The organism is Metapseudomonas resinovorans DSM 21078, assembly GCF_000423545.1.
GTDB classification, from domain to species: Bacteria; Pseudomonadota; Gammaproteobacteria; order Pseudomonadales; family Pseudomonadaceae; genus Metapseudomonas; species Metapseudomonas resinovorans.
In genome coordinates, this window is sequence record NZ_KE384035.1 from 59,532 (window position 1) to 80,330 (window position 20,799).

At 62.8% G+C, this 20,799-nt stretch carries 18 protein-coding genes and 3 pseudogenes; 10 read left to right on the plus strand and 11 right to left on the minus strand.

Annotation, left to right across the window (positions count from 1 at the left end):
- Positions 1 to 102 precede the first annotated feature (102 nt).
- The 5 genes and pseudogenes from G559_RS29500 to G559_RS0128215 all read right to left on the minus strand — a co-directional run.
- Positions 103 to 861: pseudogene (locus G559_RS29500) on the minus strand (IS630 family transposase); the annotation flags it as partial.
- Between the two features lie 294 nt (positions 862 to 1,155).
- The gene (locus G559_RS0128200) at positions 1,156 to 1,482 is read right to left on the minus strand and encodes an MFS transporter (protein ID WP_028631433.1); all 327 of its coding nucleotides are present in this window, start codon (positions 1,480 to 1,482) and stop codon (positions 1,156 to 1,158) included.
- Positions 1,483 to 1,506: 24 nt separating this feature from the next.
- A complete protein-coding gene (locus G559_RS0128205) occupies positions 1,507 to 1,761 on the minus strand; it encodes a hypothetical protein (protein ID WP_028631434.1) in 255 nt (84 codons plus the stop codon).
- 26 nt (positions 1,762 to 1,787) lie between these two features.
- Positions 1,788 to 2,189, minus strand: a complete 402-nt coding sequence (locus G559_RS0128210) for a carboxymuconolactone decarboxylase family protein (RefSeq protein WP_028631435.1) — start codon at positions 2,187 to 2,189, stop codon at positions 1,788 to 1,790.
- Between the two features lie 122 nt (positions 2,190 to 2,311).
- Positions 2,312 to 3,136: an SDR family NAD(P)-dependent oxidoreductase gene (locus G559_RS0128215; protein ID WP_028631436.1), complete on the minus strand. Its 825-nt coding sequence runs from the start codon at positions 3,134 to 3,136 to the stop codon at positions 2,312 to 2,314.
- Positions 3,137 to 3,258: 122 nt separating this feature from the next.
- Here G559_RS0128215 and G559_RS0128220 point away from each other — a divergent pair, with 122 nt between their 5' ends.
- The gene (locus G559_RS0128220) at positions 3,259 to 4,296 is read left to right on the plus strand and encodes an AraC family transcriptional regulator (protein ID WP_028631437.1); all 1,038 of its coding nucleotides are present in this window, start codon (positions 3,259 to 3,261) and stop codon (positions 4,294 to 4,296) included.
- A gap of 44 nt (positions 4,297 to 4,340) precedes the next feature.
- Here the strand turns inward: G559_RS0128220 and G559_RS0128225 are convergent, their stop codons facing one another.
- On the minus strand, positions 4,341 to 4,580 hold the full coding sequence (locus G559_RS0128225; RefSeq protein WP_028631438.1) for a hypothetical protein: 240 nt from the start codon (positions 4,578 to 4,580) through the stop codon (positions 4,341 to 4,343).
- Positions 4,581 to 4,742: 162 nt separating this feature from the next.
- Here G559_RS0128225 and G559_RS31335 point away from each other — a divergent pair.
- Positions 4,743 to 4,916, plus strand: a pseudogene (locus tag G559_RS31335) (ISL3 family transposase); the annotation flags it as partial.
- Between the two features lie 20 nt (positions 4,917 to 4,936).
- Here the strand turns inward: G559_RS31335 and G559_RS29505 are convergent.
- The 5 genes and pseudogenes from G559_RS29505 to G559_RS0128250 all read right to left on the minus strand — a co-directional run.
- Positions 4,937 to 7,357: pseudogene (locus G559_RS29505) on the minus strand (efflux RND transporter permease subunit); the annotation flags it as partial.
- A 29-nt stretch (positions 7,358 to 7,386) separates the two neighbouring features.
- Entirely contained in the window at positions 7,387 to 8,463 is a 1,077-nt protein-coding gene (locus tag G559_RS0128235; RefSeq protein WP_028631439.1) for a WD40/YVTN/BNR-like repeat-containing protein, read from the minus strand.
- 101 nt (positions 8,464 to 8,564) lie between these two features.
- Positions 8,565 to 9,923 (minus strand): DUF1329 domain-containing protein, encoded by a 1,359-nt coding sequence (locus tag G559_RS0128240; RefSeq protein WP_028631440.1) that lies wholly within the window; start codon positions 9,921 to 9,923, stop codon positions 8,565 to 8,567.
- Between the two features lie 37 nt (positions 9,924 to 9,960).
- Complete coding sequence (locus G559_RS0128245; protein ID WP_028631441.1) at positions 9,961 to 11,790, minus strand: DUF1302 domain-containing protein; 1,830 nt, start codon at positions 11,788 to 11,790, stop codon at positions 9,961 to 9,963.
- Positions 11,791 to 11,924: 134 nt separating this feature from the next.
- Complete coding sequence (locus G559_RS0128250; protein ID WP_028631442.1) at positions 11,925 to 12,488, minus strand: RBBP9/YdeN family alpha/beta hydrolase; 564 nt, start codon at positions 12,486 to 12,488, stop codon at positions 11,925 to 11,927.
- A 383-nt stretch (positions 12,489 to 12,871) separates the two neighbouring features.
- Here G559_RS0128250 and G559_RS0128255 point away from each other — a divergent pair, with 383 nt between their 5' ends.
- The 8 genes from G559_RS0128255 (at position 12,872) to G559_RS0128290 (ending at position 20,777) form a co-directional block, all read left to right on the plus strand.
- Entirely contained in the window at positions 12,872 to 13,882 is a 1,011-nt protein-coding gene (locus tag G559_RS0128255; RefSeq protein ID WP_028631443.1) for an AraC family transcriptional regulator, read from the plus strand.
- A gap of 477 nt (positions 13,883 to 14,359) precedes the next feature.
- Complete coding sequence (locus G559_RS0128260) at positions 14,360 to 15,340, plus strand: quinone oxidoreductase family protein (protein WP_028631444.1); 981 nt, start codon at positions 14,360 to 14,362, stop codon at positions 15,338 to 15,340.
- 10 nt (positions 15,341 to 15,350) lie between these two features.
- On the plus strand, positions 15,351 to 16,199 hold the full coding sequence (locus G559_RS0128265; protein WP_028631445.1) for a TauD/TfdA dioxygenase family protein: 849 nt from the start codon (positions 15,351 to 15,353) through the stop codon (positions 16,197 to 16,199).
- Positions 16,200 to 16,244: 45 nt separating this feature from the next.
- Positions 16,245 to 17,300: a BKACE family enzyme gene (locus G559_RS0128270; RefSeq protein WP_028631446.1), complete on the plus strand. Its 1,056-nt coding sequence runs from the start codon at positions 16,245 to 16,247 to the stop codon at positions 17,298 to 17,300.
- A 153-nt stretch (positions 17,301 to 17,453) separates the two neighbouring features.
- Complete coding sequence (locus G559_RS0128275) at positions 17,454 to 18,785, plus strand: MFS transporter (RefSeq protein ID WP_028631447.1); 1,332 nt, start codon at positions 17,454 to 17,456, stop codon at positions 18,783 to 18,785.
- On the plus strand, positions 18,782 to 19,447 hold the full coding sequence (locus G559_RS0128280) for a DsbA family oxidoreductase (RefSeq protein WP_028631448.1): 666 nt from the start codon (positions 18,782 to 18,784) through the stop codon (positions 19,445 to 19,447). Before G559_RS0128275 ends, G559_RS0128280 begins: the two co-directional genes overlap by 4 nt.
- Complete coding sequence (locus G559_RS0128285; RefSeq protein WP_028631449.1) at positions 19,444 to 19,770, plus strand: Rieske (2Fe-2S) protein; 327 nt, start codon at positions 19,444 to 19,446, stop codon at positions 19,768 to 19,770. The genes G559_RS0128280 and G559_RS0128285 overlap by 4 nt, the downstream gene beginning before the upstream one ends.
- Positions 19,767 to 20,777: a YeiH family protein gene (locus G559_RS0128290; RefSeq protein WP_028631450.1), complete on the plus strand. Its 1,011-nt coding sequence runs from the start codon at positions 19,767 to 19,769 to the stop codon at positions 20,775 to 20,777. The genes G559_RS0128285 and G559_RS0128290 overlap by 4 nt, the downstream gene beginning before the upstream one ends.
- The last annotated feature ends 22 nt before the right edge of the window (positions 20,778 to 20,799 follow it).

Here is a 20,799-nt window from a genome sequence, read left to right on the forward strand (position 1 = left end):
ACATAGCGCCCAAGACACCGGTTATGGACATTGGCACTTGCCGATTGAATGACTGCTAGCAGCCTTTGGCGACTGGACGCGATAGTTGCTAATGTCTCATTCAATCGCGAGCACCTTGCGGCCCTGGGCATCACGAATCAGGCGGCCCAGGAAGCGGATCAGTACCTGGGCGGTCAGCGTTTCCCGATACAGCATGAAGCGCAGCTTGCCTCGATTGGTCACGCTGGAAGTCATGTTGGTGGCGAAACGACTGCCGCTGACCGGGCGTACCGGTGTCTCGCCAACAGGGGCGTAGCTGCGGCCAGCATGGCTGTCGCTGCGCATACCCGTTTCGTCCCCCCACTAAATCTCGGCGTTCTCGGCCTTGGCCCGCTGTGCGATACGCGGGTATTCGTTTTCCAGCCAGCGCTGAACCACTTCTGGCTTTTGCTGGTAAGCCCGATGCAGCGGTCGCTGCGGGGTGTAACCCCAACGCTTGAGGTATTCCCCCACCGTTCGAACCGGCATGAGAAAACCACAGCGCTGGCGGATCAGTTCTCGCACGGCATCCCGCGTCCACAGCGCAAATCCGAGCTTGAGTTGATCGGGCATCTTGTCGGTCATCAGGGTGCGAATCAGCACTTCCTGGCTGGGGCTCAAGCTGCGCCGATCACCCTGGCGCACACCACGCTGGCCGCCGGTAATGGCGGCCGTCGTACCTTGGCGCTCGGCGACCTCTGCCCAGTGGGCGACAGTGCGGGGATGGACGCCAAGCGCCTCGCCAATGGCCTTATAGGTGTAACCCTGCTCTCGCATGCGCAGGGCCGTGGCGCGCTTCTCGCGCTGTTCTTGAGGACTGAGTTTGCGGGCATCTGTATTCATAGCGACAGATTATCCAACATGCCCTATTTAATTGCCTGGTTAATAGCGCACTTAACGTTGGTCAACTCGACGAGCTTTTTGCGAACGCCAATGCATGCGTCCTTCCGTCCTACGACGACTACAGGAGAGCACAGATTGCTACTTCAGGCGCCGCAGCGAGAAACGCAGAATTCGAACGCGCTCACATCCACCTAGGAAGACGCTGAGCAGAATCGCCCCCCCCTGCGCAGCCATAACCCACCTCTCCCAAACCGACCACGGCACGGGCAAGGAACGTGACGAGGAAGTTGCCGCTCAGGTCGCACGCGATAGTCGCCAGCCCCAGACAATGGCCATGACTGTGGCGCTTTTGACACGCCCCCAGCGATCGGCCAGCAGGGGAATGGGGAAGGTCATGAGCCCCACAGTCAGGGCGACGACGCTGACCAGTGCGCCGAGTTGGGTGTCGCTCAAGGCCCGCTCGGCCTTGAGCGAAGGAAATATGGCGTTGATCATCTGGCGTGACATGTAGTCGGACAACATCAGGCCGAACGTAAGAGCAAACGTCAGACAGGCGTAACCACGCGAGACGAGTGGTGCATCATCGGTGGCGATGATGGTGCGGCTAATGGGTAGAGCCATAGATGGCACTCCAGGTTGATTCGCTTAAAGCGTTATCCGGCTTGCCGCACGACCGGGGCCGCTCGACAAGCTGTTATGCGGTGGGCGACCCACCGTATGAGTTTCCGGCTCGACTTCGTCCCACATGAGGTTGCCGCACTGGCCTGGTTTGCGGTTCGGAGCCCAGCCCAGTGCCTTGAGGGTTTCGTCGGTGTTGGCGTAGGACTTGCCGATCGTCATCATGGTGCGAGCTTCGTCGGCGCTGGCGATGTCGCGGCCCAGGTTCTTGGCCTGTTGCACGCACCGGGGGGCGGTTTGAAATGGATTCAGTAAGTGCCTTGCACGAGACCATCGGCGGCCAGCTTCTGCGCTTCTTCGATAAGCATTGGGGCGCCCAGCGCCATGCTGTGAATCCCCAGTACCGAGGTCAGCTGCAGTACCGCCAGCACCTCCTCTGCGCTGGCGCCGAGCTCCAGGGCCTTTCGGATATGGCGGCGCACGCCTGGGGCATACATGTGGGTGCAAGAGGCATCGACGGCGATGAAGATCAGTTCGATTGTCTTGGGCTCCAGAATCCCTTTGCGCACCGGATGCACGGCCATGGCGAGGAATTTCTCGATCCAGTCGGCATCCAGCTCGGCCAGCTTGTCCCAGGCAGGATTCCAGTTGCCGGCATCACGCATGGCATCGCAGGTTGGGGTGACGGGCTTGGGTTGATCGAGATTCATGGGACAGTTCCTTGGATAGAGAGCGATTGAGTTCACTCTAAAAGTGCCGGCCTGATTCGGATTGACTTAGCGGGACACCGACTTGACTTTTCGGGACGTTTGTCTGACTGTCCCGGAAAGCCTCAGATGTAGGTACCGCCACCGGCGTTAATGATCGAACCGACCAGGTAGCACTCATCAGAGGCCAGATGTGACACCAGCGCCGCATATTCCTCGGCCTTGCCCAAACGCCCCAGCGGGAGGATCTGGTTGATTACGCTGAGTTGCTCGGGTGACTGCTTATCGAGGAATTGCTCGAAGGCCGGGGTACTTACGCCACCTGGGCAGATTGCATTGACCTGAACATTGGCGCCGGCCACTTCGTAAGCCACCGAGCGGGTGAAGGCGATCACCGCGCCTTTGCTCGCGGAGTAGTGCGGGCTATGCGCACTCATGGCGGAGATGGCGGCGATACTGGCGATGTTGATGATCTTGCCGTAGCGCTGCGGCTCCATGCGATTGAGAGCCGCGCGAGTGCAATAGAACACGCCGTCGACATTCACCGCCCAGAAGCGCTTCCATTCCGCATTGTCCATGTGGCGGGTGATCTCCAGCGACTGCCGGGGCACCGGCTGGGTCAATAATGCGTAATGACGTTGACGTCGCTCTTCGTCATGGGGTTTATCCGGTACCAAGGCCGCATTGTTGACCAGGATATGCAGGGTGCCGAAATGCGCGTCGATTTGATCGAACATGGCGGCTACCTCAGCGCTTGACGACACATCACAGCGCAGCGCCAGGCATTGCGAGCCACGCCCCTCGATCTCGGCACGTGTGGCTTTGAGCGCCGCTTCGTTGATGTCACAAATGACCACGCAGGCGCCTTCGTCGGCCATTCGTAGGGCAATGGCGTGACCCAAGCCAAGTGCTCCACCGGTAATCAAGGCAACTCGACCATTCAACTTCATGCGAGGACACTCCATCTAAAAGATGGTCCTTAGCCTAGACAAGCCGCTGGCATTTAACTTGACTTTGCGGGACATCAATTTGTTAAGCTGACAAATTGCCGTCCCGAATCGGTAAATTAATCATGAGCGGTCTTGTTCGCAGTGCCTGCCTCACCAATTACGCGGAAATAGCCCGCTCGTTAAACGTCGATCCCATGCAGCAGTTGCGCCTCGTCGGCCTTGATCCGCGCTGCTTGCTGCAACCCGATCTGAAAATTCCCACCAAAGCCGTGGCCCGGCTACTGGAAAGCTCAGCGCGTGAGGCCGGCGTGGACGATTTCGGCTTGCGCATGGCGGAAACCCGCAAGCTTTCTAATCTTGGGCCGCTGGCGTTGCTATGTCGTGACGAGCCAACTATCCGTGCGGCTCTGGAGGCAATGCGCGACTTCCTCTACCTGCACAACCAAGGTTTGGTGCTGGGTATCGAGGAGAGTGACGGCGTGATGGTATTGCGCATGGAACAGATAACGGTCGGCAACCTGGCTGTGCGCCAGGCGATAGAGTTGGCGGGGGCGGTGACCCACCGCCTGCTGAAAACTTTGCTGGGCAGCCACTGGCATCCTTCAGTGGTCTGCTTCCGTCACGCTCCGCCGCTGGACGACAGCCGGCACCGCCGCGTATTGGGCACGTCGGTTCAGTTCAACAGCTTGATGGATGGCCTCGTCTGCCGCAGCAGCGATCTTGACAAGCCCCTGCCCAACGCTGATCCAGATATAGCCCGCTACGTTCATCAGTACTTGAAAAGTATCCGCGAAGAATCCAAAACAGCGTTACTGGAGCAGGTCCGCCAGATTATCTGGATGTTGCTGCCCACTGGGCGGTGCTCGGTGGAGCATGTGGCTGCCCACCTGGGACGTGACAGACGGACGCTGCATCGGCAGCTGACGCAGGAAGACGAGACCTTTTCCTCACTATTGGATCAGGCACGTACAGAGCTGGCAATGCGTCACTTGGCACACTCCACTCATCCATTGAGTGAGATTGCTGGCGTTCTGGGTTTCTCTGAGCTGAGTGCATTTTCACGCTGGTTCAGCCGGCACTTTTATTGCAGTCCATCAACCTGGAGAGCTCGCCAGGCTAACCGGTTGGTCGAGGGGGACCACATAGAAAAGCCTGCTTAGAGCACTTGGTGCAGGAGGCACTTCCCAGCCAGAAGCTAATTGCGCTACTTCCTCCAAATCCAGCTCTCACCACCGGACTGTCGCACAATAGGTGCGCGCCGGTTGATGTGCCGCTTTCCCACCTCAAGCTCATCCTGCGGCTGGATCGTCTCCGATGGTTCCGAGCCCGCCACGTCGATGGAGACTCGTTGAGTTTGCGCGCGAACCAACCTGAAGGTGCGCTCGCCGAGCAGGTCGGCAATTTGGGCGAGCGAGCGCTGGTCGGTAGCCAAGTATTGAATCATCCCGGTTTTGCTAGCCACTTTTCAGGCTTGTGAAATAGCACGTTGAGGTCGCCCGAGAAATTTGGTTGTTCGCGGAATCAGGGGGAAGAGCGAGTTGACAGTCAGGGAAGTGGGTAAATTGGCAGTCGCCAAACATCCCAACCCCCACGCCCTGCTGTCGCCGTGCATCCTATTGATCTTGCCGCTTTCTGGCCAGGCTACGAGGTCGTCGCCTGTTGCCCCGTTGCTGAACACACCCTGCTGATTGAGCTGGAGCCCCAGGTCGACCGAGTGTCCCGATGTGGGCGCTGTCTACAGCCCAGCCCATTGATCCACAAGCGGCGCATCCGTCAGGTGCCTCACTGCTTGTGGCCATTTAGCAGGAAACGCGATAGCGCCGGAATCAGGATCAGTGCACCCAGCATGTTCCACAGGAACATGAAGGTTAGCAGGATGCCCATGTCGGCCTGGAACTTGATCGGCGACCAGGCCCAGCAGATCACGCCGGCCGCCAGGGTGATACCGACCAGCCCCACCACTCGCCCGGTGAAGGCCACCGCGTTGCGGTAAGCCTCCGCCAGCGGCATGCCCTGGCGCTGGTAGTGCAATTGCACGCTGAGCAGGTACAGCGCGTAGTCCACGCCGATGCCCACGCCCAGGGCGATCACCGGCAGGGTCGCGACCTTGACGCCGATGCCCATGGCCACCATCAGGACCTCGCAGAGGATCGAGGTGAGCACCAGCGGCAGCAGCGCCACCAGCGTCGCGCGCCAGCTGCGGAAGGTGATCAGGCAGAAGATGGTCACCGCCAGGTAAACGTACAGCAGCATGGTGCGGTTGGCCTCGCGCACCACGATATTGGTCGCGGCCTCAATGCCGGCGCTGCCGGCGGCGAGGAGGAACTGGCGATCCTCGGTGCTGTTGTCACGGGCGAACTTGTCGGCGATGGCCACCACGGCGTCGAGGGTCTCGGCCTTGTGGTCCTTGAGGAAGGCGATCACCGGCATCAGCGAGCAGTCGGTGTTGAACAGTTCCGGGGCATTCACCGAGGCCTGCTGGGCGGCATAGTTCAGCACGTTCTGGTTGCGCTGGATGCTGTTCAGCTTGGGGTTGCCCTCGTAGGTGCCGGCGGTGATCTGGCGTACCGCGTTGACCAGCGACACGGTGGCCTGCACCCCCGGATGCTGCTGCAGCTCCCAGGCCAGGCGGTCGGCCAGGACCAGGGTCTGGTAGTTCAGGCAGCCTTCGGCCGGGGTCTTGATCATCACCGCGAACAGGTCGCTGGACAGCGCGTAGTGGCTGGTGATGTAGGCATTGTCGCGGTTGTAGCGCGAGTCGGCGCGCAGCTCCGGGGCGCCGCTGTCGAGGTCGCCGATCTTCAGCTGCAGGCTGACCACGAAGCCGGCGATACCCAGCAGCACCGCCACCAGCACGGTGCCGGTGGCCCACTTGGGCGTGGTGAAGCGGTCGAGCAGGTCCCACAGCTTGCCAAAGCCGCGATGCTCCTCCGCCCGGGTGTCGATCTTCAGCGCACGGGCGGCGGCCTTGCGACCGACGCCGATATAGGACAACGCCACCGGCATCAGCAGCAGGGAGGTGAAGATCAGCACGGCCACGCCGATGCTGGCGGTGATGGCCAGGTCCTGGATCACCGGAATGTCGATCAGCATCAGCACGGCGAAGCCCACCGCATCGGCCAGCAGCGCGGTGACCCCAGCGAGGAACAGGCGGCGGAAGGTGTAGCGCGCGGCGATCAACCGGTGGGTGCCGCGGGCGATGTCCTGCATGATGCCGTTCATCTTCTGCGCCGCATGGGACACGCCGATGGCGAAAATCAGGAAGGGCACCAGCACCGAGTAGGGGTCGATGGCGTAACCCAGCCAGGCGACTATGCCCAGTTGCCAGACCACCGCGATCAGCGAGCAGCCGACCACCAGCAGGGTGCTGCGCACGCAGCGGGTGTAGAGGTAGATGATCACCAGCGAGGTGGCCACGGCCAGGCCGAAGAACATCATCACTTGGATCAGGCCGTCGATCAGGTCGCCGATCAGCTTGGCGAAACCGATCACCCGGATCTTGTACTTGCCGGTGCCTTCCTCGCCCGAACCGTGCGCAGCACTGTCGCCGGCGAACTCGATCTTGTCGCGCAACTGCTCTTCGAGCAGCTGCGAGAACTGATGGTAGTTGAGGCTCTTGCCGGTGGCCGAGGCCTTGTCCAGCAGCGGCACGATCAGCATGGTCGACTTGAAGTCGCTGGCCACCAGGCTGCCGACAATGCCGGCACGGTTGATGTTCTGCCGCAGCTGCTCGATGTCCGCAGGCGAACCCTGGTAGGAATCGGGCATCACCGGGCCACCCTGGAAGCCTTCCTCGGTGACTTCGGTCCAGCGCACCGCCGGGCTCCACAGCGACTTCATCCAGGCACGGTCGACGCCTTCGGTGAGGAACAGCTCGTCGTTGACCTGCTTGAGCACGGTCAGGTATTCGGGGTCGAAGATATCGCCCTGGGTGTTCTCCACCACCACCCGCACCGAGTTGCCCAGGCCGCGCAGCGACTTGCGGTTCTCCAGGAAGTTCTGGATGTACGGCTGGCTCTGCGGAATCATCTTCTCGAAGCTGGGGCGCAGCTCCAGGCGGGTCGCCGCCATGTAGCCCAGCACCAGAGTGGCCAGCGTCATGAGCAGCATGAACAGGGGGCGGTGGTTGAACACCAGCCGCTCGAGCAGGTTGCCGGAGCGCCGATTGAAATCCACCAGTTCGCGGATCACCGGCATGGTTTCTTGCTTCAAATTGCCCATGTCTGGGTACTCGCTCTCAATTCTTCTGGTTATTCGACGGGCAGCGTGCGTACGCCACGGCTACCGACCAGCGCCAACGCGCCATCGGCGGCCAGGGCAGCACCGGCCACCGGCGACGGGGCGGTTTGCGCCACCAGTTGCAACGGGCTGTTGCCCGCGCCGCTCAACAGCATGTGCCCGGCCTGGGTGAACAGGCGGTAGTGTCCGCTGGCATCCAGCACCGCGGCGCTGATGCTGACCTGCAGGCCGCTGTCCAGCTGGGCCCAGGTGTAGCCACCATCGGTGCTGCGGAACACATGGCCGCGCAGGCCATAGGCGAGCACTTCGCCAGGTCGGCCGACGACACCGAAGTAGCTGCCCTCGTAAGGGGTCTGCATGGCGATGAAGCGCTCGAGAATGTCGTCCCACTTGCGCAGCAGGCCCTGCTCGCCGGCGATGTACAGCGCATCGCCGGTGGAGGCGATGGCGTTGAGGTGGAAACCCTGCGGGTTGTCGGTGCGGTCCTGGAACGGCGTCCAGCTCTTGCCGCCATCGGTGGTACGCAGGATCAGGTTGAACACGCCAACCACATAGCCGAGCTGGTCGTTGGCGAACCAGACATCGAGCAGCGGCTTGTCGGCACCCTCCTCAATCAGCCGCTGGCCTTCGTCGGCCAGCGTGGCCCATTGTTCGTTGCCCGGCTCGGCACTGGCCAAGGCGAAATAATGCTTGAACACCAGCTCGCCGATCTGTCGGCCATCGAGCTGCTTGCTCCAGGTTGCGCCGGCGTCGCTGCTGTGCAGCACCACGCCATCGTTGCCCACCGCCCAGCCTTGCTCGGCGGACGGAAAATACACGGCAGTCAGGTCGGAGCTGACCGGTACGGCGGCCTGCTGCCAGGCCTTGCCGGCATCATCGGAATAGAGAATGTGGCCACGCTGACCGACGGCGACCAGGCGCTGCCCGGCACGAGCCAGGTCCAGCAGCGGGCTACGCACCGCCAGGGCACTCGACTTGGCCGGCAGGTCCAGTACGTCGACGTAGTCGGATGCCTGGGCGAAAACCGCCAGGAATGTCAGCATGGCGACCAGCGCCCGCTGCAGGATCTTGTTGTTGTAGGAGCACATATTGCGCCCTCATGGCAAAAAGCGTCGGCCTGCACGCGAATGCAGGCCGACAGGAGGACTGCCCGGCAGCAAGCCGGGCAGGCGGAGTAGCAACGCGACGCTTAACGGATACCGGCACCGGCCAGCGATTCCGGAGACCACTGGGTGTTGGACAGCGGCTGGCTGTACTTCAGACCGCCGTAAGGGCCGGACAGACCGACGACGCTGTAGGTGCCACCGATCAGGTCGTAGACGGCGTAGGGGGTGGCATCCGGCACCTGCTGGTCATAGCTTTGGCTGAGGAAGGTATAGACGCCACGGTACAACTGGCCGCGCGCATCGTACTGGTCGGAAGCCAGGGCGACCCAACTATCCTCGTCTAGGTAGAAGCGACGCTTGGCATAGATATGCCGGGCATCAGCCTTGAGGGTCGCTTCGACCACCCACACACGGTGCTTCTCCCAGCGCACGAGTTCCGGCGCCATATGCCCGGGTGTCGTCAGCTGCTTGAGGTCATTGGCATAGGTCACCCGGTAGGCGTTGTACGGCACGATCATTTCCTGCTTGCCGACCAGCTTCCAGTCATAGCGGTCCAGCGCGCCGTTGAAGACGAAGGAGTCGTCCCAGGTGGCGGCGCCAGCGGTACCCGGGTTAGGCGTGTCATACGCCAGGCTCGGCGCCAACTTCACGCGGCGCTGGCCGGGCAGGTATTGCCAGCCGCGGCGCGGTTGTTCCAGCGGGTTGACCGCGTCGCGCAGCAGCACGGCTTCGCCGGCACGGCGGGCTGGGCCGGTGTAGGCCAGCTTGACCTGGTAGTAGGTGTCCTTGGCCATGAGCTGCTTGGTCAGGTCGTCGTAGGCGGCATAGTTGATCTGCCCGATGCCGGTGGTGGCCAGGCTGGCCACACCGGCGGCATCGACGTTCCAGTTGTCGTATTTCATGGCGATGTTGACGCCCTGGTAGCGCAGCAGGTGGTTCCACATGGCCTCGGCACCGGACTGCGGGATCGGGAACGGCACGCCTGGCAAGGCGTTCTCGATGGCATTGCCGCCGTCGGTCGACTTGGCCGCGGTGGCATTTTTCACGGTGTTGTCCAGCACGCCCTGGGGCAGCGCGGCGCTGCGGTGGGTCGGGAAGACCTCGATGCGGAAGCTGGGGTAGCGCTTAACCAGTTCGACGGTGACCGCGGTCAGTTGCCCCTTGTATTGCTCGACGTTCTTGCCGTCGATCACCAGCAGCGGCTTTTCAGCGGCAAAGGGATCCGGGCGCATGCTGTCACCGGCCTTGAAGCCGGCCGGAGCGGTGGTCAGGCCACCCTCGTAGGCCGGGATAGACCCGTCGGCGTTGGCGGCTTTCTCGGCGCCGACGAGGGTCAGCTCATTACCGAGTTTGGCAGCTTCGGCGGCAGAGACCGCTGCCTGGGCCTGGCCGACAATGGCCAGGGCCAGGGAGGCGGTCATCAGGGTATGGACGAATTTCATCTTGTTTTTCTCCTGCTTGCTCTGGGCAAGGCGTGGATCAGAAGGTGGTTTTCAGAGTCAGGTAAACGGCGCCGCGGTCTTCGGTGGCACCGGCGCCACTGAAGGAGGCATAACCGCCGGCGTAGCAGGTGTATTCCTCGTTGAGCCGGAGAGCGTTCGGCGTCGCGCCGTCATTGAATCTGTCTTCGCACTTGCTGGCCTCGCCGAAGGCATCGACGTACTTCAGGTCGATGTAGTACTGGTTGTAGATGGCCGCGCCCAGACCCACGGCATAGGTGCCGGTGTCTTCCGCGCCACCGCCCTGCACCGGGGAGACGCCGTCCAGACCGAGGTTGACCGACAGCGGCATGCTCAGGTCGACGCCGGGGAACACCTGATACCAGGTCGGCGTGAAGTTGACCGCCACGCCCCAGTTGTCACGGGTCGCCTTGTCCACACCGCGGTAGCTGCCCTTGCCCTTGTAGAGGTCCTCGTTCTTGCTATCGAGGCTGAGCAGGTTGCTGTAGTACAGCTCGCCCAGCAGGGTTGCGCTATCGAACAGCGGGGTGTCGGCGATGGTCATCAGACCGTTGAGGGTCCAGTGCAGGGTATCGCCAGTGGCGGTCGGGCTGTCGCCATCCTCAGGCAGGGTAGAGATCACGCCGGTGCCGCCAGTGCGCGGTCTGATCGGGCCCACGCCAGCGGCGAGAGCGGGACTGTAGATGGCCGGGATACTGGCCAGCGGCATATTGCTGCGAATGTTCAGGTCGCTGCCGACGCTGACGCCGGCGAACTCCTTGGACAGACTCAGGCCATAGATGTCGATGTCGTCGCCATAGGCGAACTTGTAGTCGACTGTAGCCAACCCGGCGTTATTGAGAGGATTCAGACCGCCTGCATCAACCAGGGCCTGGGGCAGGATATCGGAGGTGTTGCGGTAATAAGCGCCCAGGGTTCCGTCCAGCCACTCCGGCGACCACTTGGCCATGACGCCCCAGTCGCCCCGATCATCCGGGGTCAGATCGTCGTCACGGCGTACGTTGATCAGCGGGTCCCGGAAACCCAGCAGGAAGCTCTGCGCCCCCACGCCAACCACGTCGGAGCTGCCGTAGTAGGTACCGGCTTCGGACAGGCGGGCCGCATCCCACTTGAGGAAGTACTGAGCGGCCAGGGTCAGCTCCGGGTTGACGGTCAGGGTGGTGGAAATCTGGTTGCGCGGAACGAACAGTTCCTTGGCTTCGGTACCGGGCGATGCCGCCAGCTTAGCCAGGTCCAGGCCGGACTGGCCGTAGCTGACCGAATGCACCGGGTTGAGCAGGGTCTCGCCCCAGAACACGTTGTGTTGGCCGGCCTTGACACCCAGCAGCGACTCATCGCCCACCTCGGTGTTGTAGAACAGGAAGGCATCGAGAATCTCGCCAGACGGGCCGCTGTAGTAGCGCTGGGCATAGTTGCTCAGGTGCGGGCTGCCAAAGGCCCTGGGCGCAGTCGTGGCATCGTTGCCATTGACCAGCGGGTTGGAGTTTGAGCCGGTGTTGTCATAGGCCTTGTCATACCAGCTGGCGGCGCTGACGCGAAAGCCCATGCTGCTCTGATAGACCACGTCCAGCTCGGTCAGCAGGTCGACGCGGTTGGTAATGTTGGTGCCGGACTTGCGGAAGTTGTAGTCGCCGTCGTTGTTGTTGGGGGTGCCCAGCAGGCGCTTGTCGGCACTTTCGGTACGGACACCGTAGTTGTACTTGACGGTGTTATCGAAACGCACGGCCCAGTCCGGATTACCGGTATCGAGTTCGAAGGCCTGGGTCGATGAGGCGCCCATCCCGGCAAGGATCGCCGAGGCGAGCAGGCACCTGCGCAGGTTCGGACTGTGATTTTTCTTGTTCTTCATGCGTTGGCTCCGCTTCTTGTTGTAATGATTACTGCAACCTCCGGGCGTGCTCCTGCTACCTGGCCGGGGCGTATCCGGTTGGTTTGATGCGTCCCGGCCCGCCGAACTACCCGGCGACCTCTGAACCTGCGGGATCAGTGATCCAGAATCTGGATGAGGGCTTCCGCGCGCGGCCAGTCGCCGTAGCCGGAGGCAGGATTGAGATGGCCGACTTCACCGAGCTCGACGAGGGCACCGCCCCAATCGGCAGCCATGCCCCGGACTGCGTCCAGGCTGGCGAGATGATCGTTGTCGCTGGCAGCGACCAAGCTAGGGAAAGGCAGGCGCTGGCGAGGCAATGGCGACCAGCCATTGGCGCGCAGGGTGTCAGGGGTCGGGTAGCCTTCTGGCCAGGCAGCGTTGAGGTCCGGCGGAGTGGCCAGCAGCGCGCCCTTGATGGGGCGGTCGTAGCGGGCAGCCCAGTGGACGACCATCAGCACACCGGCGCTGTGGGCCACCAGGATCACCGGACCCTCGATGCTTTCGAGCTCGCACTGGATGGCCTCGACCCGCGCATTGAGGCTCAGCTTATCCTCGGTCAGAGGCTCGACCGTGCGGACCTTGGGCAGACGGGCGGCAAGCAGGGTCTGCCAATGCTCGGCCACATGATCGCGCAGGCCGGGAACAATAAGAACGGTGGTGTTACTAGCTTCGCTCACCTGGATGCCTCTGCGTTAAGGTCATTGTTCGAATTCGCTGGGCACGACAGTAACGGCACACGGGAGGTCGCCGCATTCCATTGAGCGTCAGTGACTGTGCAATTGATGACAGTAGATGCCGACACGCACGGTAGACGTATTCACACCTCTGGACAGAGCGTAAAAATAACGTTTACCTAGGTATGGACTCCTACCGATGGAAGAAGCCAACTTGGCATAATCTTGCTGTGGATACCGGGCCCGACAGAGCGAGCCTGTCATCAAAACCGATGTCTTCGAGGAGTCAAATTAGAAGACTGGTTTGCCATCTTCGGACAGCAAACCCGGCCCATGCTTCCAAGTAGCAGGGGCAAGAGGGACATAAGAATAATGAGGCAATCACCATGGCCCTAATGGCTCGTACAGCCGCCCTGACCAACTATCTGGAAGTGAGCCAGCAACTGGGCCTCAACCCTCAGCAACTGCTGAGTCAGTTCGGACTGAGCCAGCCGATGCTGGAGAATCTGGAGCTGCGCATTCCCATGACGACGGTGGCGTTGCTGCTGGAGGCTTCAGCACAGGTCAGCGGTTGCGAAACATTCGGCCTGCGCATGGCCGAGTCGCGGCGACTTTCCAATTTCGGCGCAATCAGCCTGCTTCTCACGCATCAACCGACGCTACGCGATGCGCTGAACACCATCGTGCAGTACCGTCATCTGCTCAACGAATCGCTGTCGCTTCACATTAGTGAGACGGGCAAGACTGTGATCCTTAGCGAGGAAATCATCATCGCCCCGTCCGTATCCATGCGCCAAAGCATTGAGCTGGCTATTGGCGTACTGCATCGCCTTTGCGGCGCCCTTCTCGGCTCGCACTGGCGGCCGCAAAGCGTGAACTTCACTCACGACGCTCCAGCAGACCTTCATGTCCATCGCAGGGTGTTCGGTGGCAACGTTGAATTCAACAGACAGTTCAACGGTATCGTCTGTCTCGCCGCAGATCTGAATACTGCCAATCCAACGGCGGATCCGCTGATGGCGAATTACGCACGGGGTTTTGTGGAGTCGCTGCCTGGCGCAACCAAGGGCTCGACACTGAACGAAGTGCGCCAGGCCATCTACCTGCTGCTGCCTCTGGACCGCGCCACCATAGGGCAGATCGCCCAATCCCTCGGCATGAATGTACGTACCTTGCAGCGCAGGCTGGAAGACAATGGCGTGACGTTTTCCGAGGTGTTCGACGAAGTGCGTCGCGACCTGTTGCTCCGCTACATGGAAAATCCACGCTATTCACTGAGTCAGGTCGCTAGCCTGCTGGGTTATTCAACGCCTAGCTCCTTCACCCGCTGGTTTACCAGCCAGTACGGTGTGGCTCCAGCCACCTGGCGCCGCCAGCGCCCCATCAACCAAGACTAGAAGTCTCTTCACGACCGAGATAGAACTTGGCGTCACCAAGGCCGCGCTCCGTGCGGCTAAGGCGACGACGGTGGAATATGTCTGTCCGCCAGGTCATGGACTTGTCCATAGCCGCTACTCACCACGCTCTGAACACCTTGGCAGCCACTAACAACCGTCTTCGGTCTGTTTCAGTCATGCCACCCCCATGACAACAGCAGGTAACGGCGCTTATTGGGCGCCTCGGTTCAATTCAATAGTCCGCTAGAGGGAGTCGTCTTTCGCAGTAGCTTTCCAGTTGCGGGCACATCCCTTTCTTCTCGATAAAAGAGAGCTTCATTCGTAGCGGCAACCAGGCTGCGCGACCGGGCTTGGTAGAGGCTGTCATGAAGTGGACAGCTTCCGTCATGCGATGGGAAGCGGCCATTAACCAACATTCGTATATTCCAGTCCATGGGGTCGCGGCCCTACAAAAAGAATTCAGTCTGGAGAAACGACATGGTCAAAGCTGTTCGCTTTTACGAAACCGGTGGGCCCGAAGTGCTTCGTTATGAAGAGGTCGAGGTCGGCGAGCCGGGGCCAGGCGAAGTTCGTATTCGTCACGTCGCTGTTGGCCTGAACTATGCCGACACCTATGTCCGTAGCGGCATCTATCAAGTTCCTTTGCCGAGTGGTATGGGCGTCGAAGCCTCGGGCGTCGTGGTGGCTGTAGGGGCAGGCGTGACCAACGTTGCACAGGGCGATCGCGTGACCTACACCGGCTTCATGAACACGCTCGGTGCCTACAGCAGCGAACGGCTGATCTCGGCAGCACCACTGATCAAGCTGCCGGAAACCATCGCGTTCGAAACGGCCGCGGCCATGACCATGCGTGGACTCACCTCGGCCTATCTGATGCGCCGTATCTACCCTTTCCAGGCGGGTGACAGCATTCTCCTGCACGCCGCTGCTGGTGGCGTCGGCCTGATCGTCTCGCAGTGGGCCAAGCTGCTCGGGCTGACGGTGATCGGTACTGTCTCCACCGAGGCCAAGGCCGAGATCGCCCGCGCCCACGGCTGCGACCACGTCATCAATTACAGCCATGAGGATATTGCCCAGCGCGTGCGCGAGCTGACGGGCGGACGTGGCGTCGATGTGGTGATCGACAGCGTCGGCAAGGACACCTTCATGGCCTCGCTGGACTCGCTCAAGCGCCGGGGCCTGCTGGTCTGCGTCGGCACCGCCTCGGGCAGCATCCCGCCCTTCGACCCGCAGCTCCTGGCGTGGAAGGGCTCACTGTTCGTGACTCGCCCGGCCCTGGCCGACTACATCGCCGACCCGGCGGAGAGGGCCGAACTGGTGGGCGAGCTGTTCGATCACGTCGGCAGCGGGCGGATCAAGATCGAGATCAACCAGCACTACGCGCTGGAAGATGCCGTCCAGGCGCACCGCGATCTGGAAGCGCGCAAGACTATTGGCTCCTCCATCTTCGTCATCTAAGGAGAACACCATGCGTGTCGAACAACTGACCTGCGCCCTCGGCGCGCAACTGTACGATGTGAACCTGGCCGACGCCGTACGCGACGAGAGCTTGTTCGCCGAGATCAGGCAGCTGCTGCTCAAGCACAAGGTGTTGTTTTTACGTGACCAGGACATCACCCGTGCCGAGCACGTGGCCTTCGCCCGCCGTTTCGGCGAGCTCGAGGATCATCCGGTGGCCGGCAGCCATCCGGATCATCCTGGCCTGGTACAGATCTACAAGACGCCCGAAAGCCCGGCGGAACGCTACGAGAACTCCTGGCATTGCGATGCCAGCTGGCGTGAAGCGCCGCCGATGGGCGCCGTGCTGCGGTGCGTGGAATGCCCGCCGGTGGGCGGCGACACCACGTGGGCGAACATGGCGCTGGCCTACGAGCGCCTGCCCGAACACATCAAGCAGCAGATCGAAGGTCTGCGTGCCCGCCATAGTATCGAGGCCACTTTCGGCGCGGCCATGTCGATCGACAAGCGCCTGGCACTGAAGGCGAAGTACCCGGACGCCGAGCATCCGGTGGTGCGCACCCACCCGGAAACTGGCGAGAAGATTTTGTTCGTCAACGTGTACACCACCCACTTCACCAACTTCCATACCGCCGAGCGGGTCCGCTTCGGCCAGGATGCCAATCCCGGTGCCAGTGACCTGCTGCGCTACCTGATCAGCCAGGCCTGCATCCCCGAGTATCAGGTGCGCTGGCGCTGGCAGCCCAGCAGCGTGGCCATCTGGGACAACCGCTGCACCCAGCACTATGCCGTGATGGACTACCAGCCCTGCCATCGCAAGATGGAACGCGCCGGGATCATCGGCGACCAGCCTTTCTGACCACAGCCTTAGCACTCCAACTCATTAGCACACCAGGAGAACACCATGAACTTCATCGACGGCGCGCTGTACCCCGAAAACCAGGAAAAACTCGTCATCACGGTTGCCCCCTATGGCCCGCAGTTTGAAGTCAGCGACTTCCCGGAAGACATTCCGGTCACCATGGAAGAGCAGGTGCAGAAGGCTGTCGACTGCTATGAAGCCGGTGCCACCGTGCTGCACCTGCATGTGCGCGAACTGGATGGCAAGGGCAGCAAGCGCCTGTCCAAGTTCAACGAACTGATCGCCGGCGTGCGCGAAGCCGTGCCGGACATGATCATCCAGGTCGGCGGCTCGATTTCCTTCGCCCCCGAGGGCGACGGCGAGATCGCCAAGTGGCTGTCTGACGACACCCGGCACATGCTCGCCGAGCTGACGCCAAAGCCCGATCAGGTGACCCTGGCCATCAACTCGAACCAGTTCAACGTCATCGAGGCACTGTCCGAGGATGACGTCGCCGGCACCTCGTTTGCCGACCCGGTGAAGTGCCACGCCTACCGTGAGATGACCATCCCGGCTGGCCCGGCCTGGGTCGAAGAGCACGTCAAGCGCCTGACGGCCAACGGCATCCAGATCCAGTTCCAGATGGGCAACATCAACTCGCTGGAAACGGTCGAGCGCATGATGCGCCGCGGCGTCTGCAACGTGCCGCTGATCCTGACCTGGATTCCGATCGGCGGCGGCGCCGACTCGATGACCCCCTACAACATGACCAATTTCATGCGCGCGGTGCCGGACGGCGCGGTGCTGACCTTCGAGGCCCAGATGAACAACGTGCTGCCGCTCAACATGATGGCCATCGCCATGGGCCAGCATGTGCGCTGCGGCATCGAGGATACGATCTGGACCCCCGATCGTTCGCGCAAGATGACCAGCGTCGAGCAGATCGAGCAGCTGGTGCGCATCGCCAAGGAGTGCGGTCGCCCGGTCGCCACCGCCAAGGAAGCGCGCGCGATCTACAAGATCGGCACCTTCTACAAAGACGCCGACGAAACCCTGGCGGCCAACGGCTTCGCGCCCAACCGCAAGGCCGGCCAGAAGGGCGCCACCCAGCACGGCTAATCGCGGAATCAGCCCCCTGCAGGTCAGGTCAGGGGGCTGACCTCGAGCAGGTTCTGCCAAGGCTTGTCCCGTCAGGACGGCGCCAGGCCTTGGCAGAACTTCGTTCATGAGCCAGAACAACAACCGGCAGACGCCACACAACGAGGAGCCAGCATGGCCTTTCACCACAGCCCGGCGGATGATGACGTCGATACTTCGATCGGCATTCCGCGCCCCTACGCCTGGATCGTCTTTGCCCTGACTTTCGGCCTGCTGATCTCCGACTACATGTCGAGGCAGGTGCTCAATGCCGTGTTCCCGCTGCTCAAGAGCGAGTGGGCACTATCTGACAGCCAGCTTGGGCTGCTCAGTGGCATAGTCGCCCTGATGGTCGGCCTGCTGACCTTCCCGCTGTCACTGCTGGCCGACCGCTTCGGTCGGGTCAAGAGCCTGGTCCTGATGGCCCTGCTGTGGAGCCTGGCGACCCTCGGCTGCGCGCTGGCGGAGAACTACCAGCAGATGCTCATCGCCCGCTTCCTGGTCGGCGTTGGCGAGGCCGCCTACGGCAGCGTCGGCGCCGCCGTGGTGCTGTCGGTATTTCCCAAGCACATGCGCGCCACCCTGACCGGCGCCTTTATGGCCGGCGCCATGTTCGGCTCGGTGCTGGGCATGGCCCTCGGCGGCGTCCTGGCGGCGCACCTCGGCTGGCGCTGGGCCTTCGCCGGCATGGCGCTGTTCGGCTTGCTGCTGGCCGTGCTCTACCCGATCATCGTCAAGGAGTCGCGGGTCTCGCACAAGCGCTTCGCCGATGCCGCACGGCAGGCGGCGGACAAGGCCGCGCGGCCGCTGCGTACCCTGTATTCCAGCCGTTCGGTGATCAGCGCCTACGTCGGGAGCGGCCTGCAGCTGTTCGTCTGTGGCACGGTGATCGTGTGGATGCCCAGCTACCTCAACCGCTACTACCAGATGGGCACCGACAAGGCCGGCGCCGTGGCGGCGATCATCGTACTGTGCAGCGGCGCCGGGATGATTCTCTGCGGCATGCTCAGCGACCGCATGTGCCGCAACCGCCCGGACCGCAAAATTACCCTGTCCATCGCCTACTGCCTGGGTAGCTGCCTGCTGCTGTCGCTGGCCTTCGCCCTGCCGTTCGGCTTGCCGCAGCTGGTGCTGATCTGCCTGGGCATGCTGATCGCCACCGGTACCAGCGGCCCGGCCGGCGCCATGGTCGCCAACCTGACCCACTACTCGGTGCACGGCACGGCCTTCGCCACCCTGACCCTGGCCAACAACTTGCTCGGTCTGGCCCCCGGCCCGCTCATCACCGGCAAGGTGTCCGACCTGATTGGCCTGCAGGCGGCGTTCCAGCTGCTGCCGCTGATCAGCATCGCGGCGGCGCTGGTGTTCTTCTATGCCAAGCGCCACTACCACAACGATATCCTGCGCCTGCGTGGCGAGATCCTCGACGCGAAGGCCAGCACCGCCGCCTGCGAGGTGCAGTCGTGAGTCGATCGCTGTGCATCGATGTGTTTTTCGAGTTCACCTGCCCCTGGTGCCTGATCGGCAAGCGCCAGCTGGAGCACGCGCTGGCCCAGCTGCGGGCCAGCCGTCCGGAGGTCGAGGTCAAACTGGTCTGGCATGGCGTGCAGCTGCTGCCCCATATTCCGGCCCAGGGCGAACCTTTCGCCGCCTTCTATCTCAATCGCCTGGGCAGCGCCGAGGCCGTGCGCATGCGCCAGGCCCAGGTGCAGCAGGCCGCGGCGGCGGCCGGGCTGGAGATCTCCCTGTCCAGCATCGCCACCGTGCCCAATACCGCCGATGCCCATCGCCTGATGCAACGGGCCGCCGCCGTGGCCGAACCGGCCCAGCGCGATGCCCTGCTCGAGCGGCTGTTCGCCGCCTATTTCCACCGCGGCGAAGACCTCGGTGATCGTCCGACCCTGCTGACCATCGCCGAGTCCTGTGGTCTCGAGCGCTCGGCGGTGGCCGATTGCGTGCGCGGCGATGCCAGCCCTTTTGTCGGCCTGGCCAATGCGGCGGGGGGCGGGGTGCCGCATTTCATATTCGACCGCCGCCGCTCGGTGTCCGGCGCGCAGCCGGCCGAGGTGCTGCTGGCGGCCATGCATGAGGCCCTGGCCCATGGCGCTGTCCAGGGGCAGTCGGCATGAGTCAGCGTATCGCAGTGCCGGCCGAGAAGGTTCCGGCGCTTGGCCAGCGCGCCTTGTTCGAGTTCGACGACCAGAGCCTGGCGCTGTTCAACGTCGATGGCCAGCTGTATGCCATCAACGACAGTTGCCCGCACCAGGGTGCCTCGCTGTGTGGCGGCAAGCTCGAAGGCCGGGTGATCCAGTGCTGCGCCCACGGCCTGCGCTTCAACCTGGCCAGCGGCTACCTGCTTAACTCGACCTCGCTCAAGGTGGCCTGCTACCCGGTCGAGGTGGTCGGCGAGCAGACCTTCATCGTGATCGCTTCCGAGGAGTCTGCGCCATGAGCGCCATCGCGCTTGCCACTATCCAAACGCGCGGACGCGAACTGGCGCCGGGCTTCGTCGTCAGCCTGATCGTCGCGGCCGCCGCGACCTTTCTCTCCGAGCACTACGGCGCCCCGGTGATGCTGTTCGCCCTGCTGCTCGGCATGGCGCTGAACTTCCTGGCCGGTGAAGGCCAGTGCAAGGCCGGCATCGAGTTCACCGCGCGCAGCGTGCTGCGTATCGGCGTGGCCCTGCTCGGCATGCGCATCACCCTCGAGCAGATCGCCAGCCTCGGTTGGAAGCCGGTGGCGCTGGTGGTGATCCTGGTGGTGGTGACCATTCTGGTGTCGGTGGCCGCAGCCAAACTCATGGGCTTCCAGCGCCTATTCGGCATGCTCACCGGCGGCGCCACCGCCATCTGCGGCGCCTCGGCAGCCCTGGCGCTGGCCGCCGCGCTGCCCAACCACCCGCAGAAGGAACGCGCCACCCTGTTCACCGTGATCGGTGTGTCGGCGCTGTCCACCCTGGCGATGATCCTCTACCCGATGATCGCCAACTGGGCCGAGCTGTCGCCGCAGCTGGCCGGGGTGTTCCTCGGCGCCACCATCCACGACGTGGCCCAGGTGGTCGGCGCCGGCTACAGCATGTCCACCGAGACCGGCGACACCGCCACCGTGGTCAAGCTGATGCGCGTGGCCATGCTGCTGCCGGTGATCGTCGCCGCGGCGATGATTACCCGCATGCAGGGCGCCGACCCGAGCGGCAAGCGCCCGCCGCTGCTGCCCCTGTTCGCCGTCGGCTTCCTGGTGCTGGCCTGCGTCAACAGCACCGGCTGGGTGCCGCAGGTGATCCAGGGCGGGGTCAACGAGCTGTCGCGCTGGTGCCTGGTGGTGGCCATCAGTGCCCTGGGCATGAAGACCCAGCTCAAGGAGCTGGCCGCAGTCGGCATCAAGCCGATCCTGCTGATGGTCGGCGAGACCGTTTTCCTCGTCGCCCTGGTGCTGCTGTTGCTGCATTGGGGCCTGTGACCTGCTGAATTGCCTTCCACGT